This window comes from Clostridium sp. HV4-5-A1G, assembly GCF_900184915.1.
Classification (GTDB): Bacteria; Bacillota; Clostridia; order Clostridiales; family Clostridiaceae; genus Clostridium_B; species Clostridium_B aromativorans.
The window spans coordinates 1-5783 of record NZ_FXYI02000206.1; the positions used below are offsets into that span (position 1 = coordinate 1).

The 5783-nt window shown below is 30.3% G+C and carries 5 protein-coding genes; 4 read left to right on the forward strand and 1 reads right to left on the reverse strand.

Annotation, left to right across the window (positions count from 1 at the left end; genetic code table 11):
* The first annotated feature begins 78 nt into the window (after window positions 1-78).
* From J5G60_RS16120 to J5G60_RS16135, 4 genes are all read left to right on the forward strand, one after another.
* Window positions 79-345: a hypothetical protein gene (locus J5G60_RS16120; RefSeq protein ID WP_150356005.1), complete on the forward strand. Its 267-nt coding sequence runs from the start codon at window positions 79-81 to the stop codon at window positions 343-345.
* Between the two features lie 169 nt (window positions 346-514).
* Window positions 515-1222, forward strand: coding sequence for a response regulator transcription factor (locus J5G60_RS16125; RefSeq protein WP_150356006.1), 708 nt, complete (start codon window positions 515-517; stop codon window positions 1220-1222).
* Entirely contained in the window at window positions 1191-2723 is a 1533-nt protein-coding gene (locus J5G60_RS16130; RefSeq protein WP_150356007.1) for a HAMP domain-containing sensor histidine kinase, read from the forward strand. The genes J5G60_RS16125 and J5G60_RS16130 overlap by 32 nt, the downstream gene beginning before the upstream one ends.
* Before the next feature lie 141 nt (window positions 2724-2864).
* Window positions 2865-4757, forward strand: a complete 1893-nt coding sequence (locus J5G60_RS16135) for an LTA synthase family protein (RefSeq protein ID WP_150356008.1) — start codon at window positions 2865-2867, stop codon at window positions 4755-4757.
* An 84-nt stretch (window positions 4758-4841) separates the two neighbouring features.
* Here J5G60_RS16135 and J5G60_RS16140 read toward each other — a convergent pair whose 3' ends face one another.
* On the reverse strand, window positions 4842-5675 hold the full coding sequence (locus tag J5G60_RS16140) for a methyl-accepting chemotaxis protein (protein ID WP_150356009.1): 834 nt from the start codon (window positions 5673-5675) through the stop codon (window positions 4842-4844).
* Window positions 5676-5783: the final 108 nt, after the last annotated feature.

Consider the following 5783-nt stretch of genomic DNA (forward strand, 5'->3'; position numbering starts at 1 on the left):
AATTTAAATTTTATAAATATTTGAAGGATTTATGTAAAAGGGGGAGAATATAAAATATAGAGAGGGGTTGGTTATATTATGGGAAAAGTACATGTTTCAAAGTCACAGTTAATAAAAGATAAAACCGATAAAATTGAAAAAATATTTGGTGATTTAAAAGAAGATTCCAGCTTAGAGGGATTTATAGGAATGTTTAAGCAGAATTATCCTGAAGATTGGAATAGGATAGTGAAACGTTATGATGAACATAAAAAACTGAGAAAAAAAGGGAAGAATTATCCTATGCCTGAACCCAAAAAATATCTTGAAAATATCTACAATAGCTATATTGATAAAAAAAATTGATGGATTGGAATATTGGAAAAGAAGTTGCCTCAAAATAAATCTTGAGGTATTCTTTTTTATATAATATAAAAATTTCTGTACAAATTATTTTATTTCCTATATTATATTAATGTAAATGGATAAAATGATTTGTATTTTTAAAATAATATATTTAGGGGATATATATAAGATGAATAGAACTATTTTGATGGTGGACGATGAACAGAGGATGAGAGTTCTCATAGAGGCATATTTGAAAAGAGAGGGATTGAATGTCATTTTGGCGGAAAATGGCCGGGATGCGCTTGAAAAATTTAAGAAAAACCAGGTGGATTTGGTAGTACTTGATATAATGATGCCTGTAATGGATGGATGGGCAGCCTGTAAGGAGCTTAGAAAAATTTCAAATGTTCCAATAATTATGCTTACTGCTAGAGCTGAAGATGAAGATCAACTTTTGGGATTTCAATTGGGTACAGACAGTTATGTTACCAAACCTATAAGTCCTAAAATTTTAGTAGCTAAGGTAAAGGCGCTTTTAAAAAGAGTTTACGATGAAGATGACAGCGTGAGAGAAAATATTTATGGCGGTATTTTTATAAATGAGGAAGGACATGAAGTAAAAGTAGATGGGGAAACCGTATATCTTTCACCAAAAGAGTTTGAACTGCTGTGCTATTTAATAAAAAATAAGAACATAGTCTTGAGCAGGGAAAAAATTTTAGATTCTATATGGGGATTGGACTACTATGGAGATCTTAGGACAGTAGATACTCATGTTAAAAGATTGAGAGAAAAATTAGGAGTAAAGTCCTATTTAATAACTACAGTCAGGGGAATTGGTTATAAATTTGAGGTAAAAAATAATGAAGATAAAAAACATTTTCTGGGAAAATAGATTTATATTAAAGATAAGAAAAAATATAACCTGGAAATTATTTATAATAACCACTTTGGTGTTTATAATTTTTATAAGTAGCACTCTGATTTTTCAATCGTTATTTTTTGGAAAATTCTATATAAATAGGAAGGAAAAAAGTTTACAGAATGAGACACAAAAATTTAAAGCAGTTTATAATAGGGCAAAGGATGAAGATGAAGTAATAGATATTATAAGAAGTTTTGAAGAAGATAATAATGCTAAATTGGTTATAATGGATAAATATGATAAAATAAAATTTATAACAAAATTGAACAATGAAAATTATGATGCGGTTAGAATAAAGATAATAGATGATATTATAGTAAAATGGGCAGAAAATTCTAACCTTTTAAATGAGATGAAAAAATACAATAAAGCTGTAACTGTAATTACTGATAGAGAAATCTATGGGAGAAAAAATATCCTCACGGCTGTTCCAGACAATAAAAAGGAAGAGATAATATTTGCAGTGACTTCACTTCAGCCGGTGGATGAAGCATCTTCCGTAATAAAAGAGTTTTATATATATTTTTATATAGGTGCAGTAGTATTAATACTCATGCTCTCTCTTATATATACAAATATGGTATCAAAGCCTCTGGTTAAGTTAAATGATACTGCAAAGAAGATGGCGTCACTTGATTTTTCGGAAAAATGTGATATTAAAAATGAAGACGAAATAGGAAATTTAGCAAATACTATGAACTTTTTATCTGATAACTTAGATAAAGCTTTAACTTCACTTAAAAAGGCCAATGAAAAATTGGAAAAAGACATAGAAAGGGAGAGGAGAATAGAAAAAGTTAGAAAAGAATTTGTGGCTTCCGTATCTCATGAACTTAAAACTCCAATAAATTTAATAGAGGGATATGCGGAGGGGTTAAAGGATAATATATTTAAAGCGGATGAAAAGGACTATTACATTGATGTCATAATAGATGAAAGCAACAAGATGGCAAATCTGGTAGCAGATATGCTCAATTTATCTCACCTTGAATCCGGTACGATTAAATTGGATAAGGAGATATTTTTTATGGATGAACTCATAATTTCTGCATCCAGAAAATTTTTAAAGATTATAAAAGATAAAAATATAAGAGTCGATTTTAAAATGCTGAAGAATGTTAAGGTGTATGCTGACTGGAATAAAATGGAACAGGTTATGGTCAATTTTACTACCAATGCTATAAAAAATACAGAAGAGAGTGGAAATATAAACTTTTCCATGACAGAAAGTGGAAATGAGGTTATTATATCTGTAGAAAATACTGGAAAGAATATACCAGAAGAAGATATGGATAAGATATGGAACAATTTTTATAAAATAGATAAGTCCAGAAACAGGGAATTAGGCGGTACTGGCATTGGTCTTGCCATAGTTAAAAATATATTGGAATTGCACGGTTACAAATATGGTGTAAGAAATACAGATAAAGGGGTTATATTTTATTTTGTTATGCATAAAATACATGAATAAGAAGCTTTTATTAATAATAGATTATGAATTTGTTAACAGAATGTTAAAAAACCTGTCATTTAAGTGTCACGTAAATGATATAAAATATAATCTAAGATCTAACTTATATTTAAAGTGATTGCTTAGAAGAGAGGAAATAAAATGAGGTTTATACATGTTAAAAACAGAAGAATGTTTGATGGATTATTTAATTTATTGGCTAATAATATAGATGTTATTTTATTTTTTAGCATAGTTTATGTAAAACTTATCTCCTATGAAAAGAGCATATCTTCAGGCTATATGGACAAGTCTGTGATTTTCCCAATAGCTGCATCAATATTGATATTAATAAGTTTTTCATTTCTTTTTAAAGAAAAAAATAGGACTAGTTTTTTATACATAGTCGATATTGTGTTAAGTGCAATACTTGTGGCAGATTTGATGTATTATAGATATTTCAAGGATATAACCACAGTGGCTGCTATAAGGAATGCTAAATTATTACAGGGAGTGTCATCAAGTGTAGGCAGTGTGGCTAGTGCAAAAGACCTTTATTATTTTTTGGACTTGTTTATTTTACTTCCTTTAGGAAGAATTTATAAAAAGAGGAGAAAAAATTCGAAGCCTCTACCTAAAAGAATATTGAGCTTTTTAATAATATTTGCATTGGGAATTGGAATAAATGCCGGTGTTTTTTACAGGGTTTCTAAAGAACAGCCTACACTGCTTACAGCTATGAGCAATAGAATATATTTAACCAATATGATAGGAAATATAGATTTTCATTTGGTAGATTCTTATAATTATATAAACAATGCTGTAAAAAATTCAAAAGACTTGCCTGAGGAAAGGGTAAAAGATATCAAAGCATTTTTACAGAAAAACAATAGTTCTACGGAGGAAAGTAATTTTAAGGGCATAGGAGAGGGAAAAAACCTGATAGTGATTCAGGTAGAAGCACTGCAGGGTTTTGTGATAAATCAAAAGGTAAATGGTCAGGAAATTACCCCAAATTTGAATAAATGGGTAAATAAATGCATGTATTTTGACAATTACTATTATCAGGTTGCAGGAGGAAATACATCAGATGCAGAGCTTATGTCCAACAATTCACTTTACCCAGCACAGTCCGGGGCTGCCTATTATACTTACAGTGGTAACAAATATGATTCCCTGGCAGCTGCACTGAAGGATAAAAATTATTATACTGCAGCTTTACATGGTAATAGTGAGGGATTTTGGAACAGAAATGTTATGTATAAAGCTCAGAGTTTTGACGATTTCTTTGGGGAACATAGTTTTAATGTAGATGAAAAAATAGGATTAGGGTTAAGCGATAAATCCTTTTTAAATCAATCACTGGAAAAAATGAAGAATTTCAAACAGCCCTATTATTCTTTTTTAGTCACATTAACGAGCCATTTCCCCTATGAAGCAGTAGATAAATATGGAGATTTTAATGTGGGCGAATATGAGGGAACATTTATTGGAAAATATTTAAAAGCCATACACTATACAGATGCACAACTTGGGAAATTTTTAGATAATCTTGAGAAAGATGGGATAATGCAAAACTCTATTATAGCCTTGTATGGAGATCATTTTGCCATTCCCAAAGACAATGCCCAGCAGCTTTTTAAATTTGGAAATGAAAGCAGCAGCGATGATTATACCTGGTTTAAATATCAAAAAGTACCTTTATTGCTTCATTTTCCAAATGATGAGTATGCAGGGGTAAACCATAGGTATACCTGCCAGATGGATTTATACCCTACACTGGCTAATATGTATAATTTACCCCAAAATTATATGTTTGGTAAAGACATGCTAAACGGAAACAGCCAGAAAGTTATTTTTAGAAATGGTTCTTTCATAGATGGACAAAACTTATATGTATCCTGGTCAAACACTTACTATGATTTGAAATCTGGGACTAAAGTAAATGAGACAGAAAAACTGAAGAAGGAAAAGGACGAGTATACAAAAGAACTGCAGTATTCGGATGATCTGCAGAATCATAATCTGATAAGTGAGTTCAGCCAAAAAAAATGAAAAGGGTATTGCAGTAAGTAAAAAAATAAACCACATCATAGTTAATTTTTCTATGATGTGGTATTTTATCTGCTATATTCCGTTTTAATAATTGTTGGCGATATCTTTTAATATTTGAGAACTGGCTGAGAGTTCTTGTAAAATGGCATTTATGTCTTCAAATTTTGAAACTTCATCGTTGAAGGTACCGTTTATACTATTCATATTTTTGTATATATCCGATATGGAATATTGAATCTTTTTTAAAATCTCGTCAATTTCTTTTAGAGAATCTGAACTGGAAGAGGATAGCTTTCTAATTTCATGGGCTACTACATCAAATCCCTTACCATATTCCCCAGCCCGGGCAGCTTCTATAGAAGCATTTAGGCCAAGTAAATTAGTTTGATTGGCTATATTTTTTACAAACGCCAATATTTCATCTGTTTCACTGGATTGATTTTTTGTATCTTCAATGCTGCTCTTTATGCTGCTGTTAGTTTTTGCCATAGCTTGTATATCTATTGACATGCTGTTGGTAGATTCACTGATTTTAGATAATGCATCTGAAAGAGATTGTGATAAATTAGATATTTTATAACTTCTGCTTAAATCTTTTACTATTGCGGCAGATCCTACTACTATACCTTTATCATCTATAACTGGAATGGACGTGGATTCAACTTCTTTCCCGAAAATTTTTTCTGGAATTCGTTCTGTGGCAATTTTTTTGGATTTCATTGCAGCGTAATCAGAACCTGAATTTGTTATTTTATCGCCAGGTTTTACATTTAAATTGAATTTTTCATTTCCAAATATATATGTATATTTTTCAGTGTCAGAAGTGGATATCAAGATGTCCTCTTTGAAAAAATTTTGTAAAAAAGGAGCTATGGAGGTAAATGCCTCTGATTGCTTAGTAGTAAAAAAAGTTTCCATTTGATTGTATTCCCCCTAGATATAAAGTTAGATCGTCTTGTAATTATGATTATATCATATTATATAGATATGAAGATAATATTTTAGTAAAACTGTATTAATTAGTAT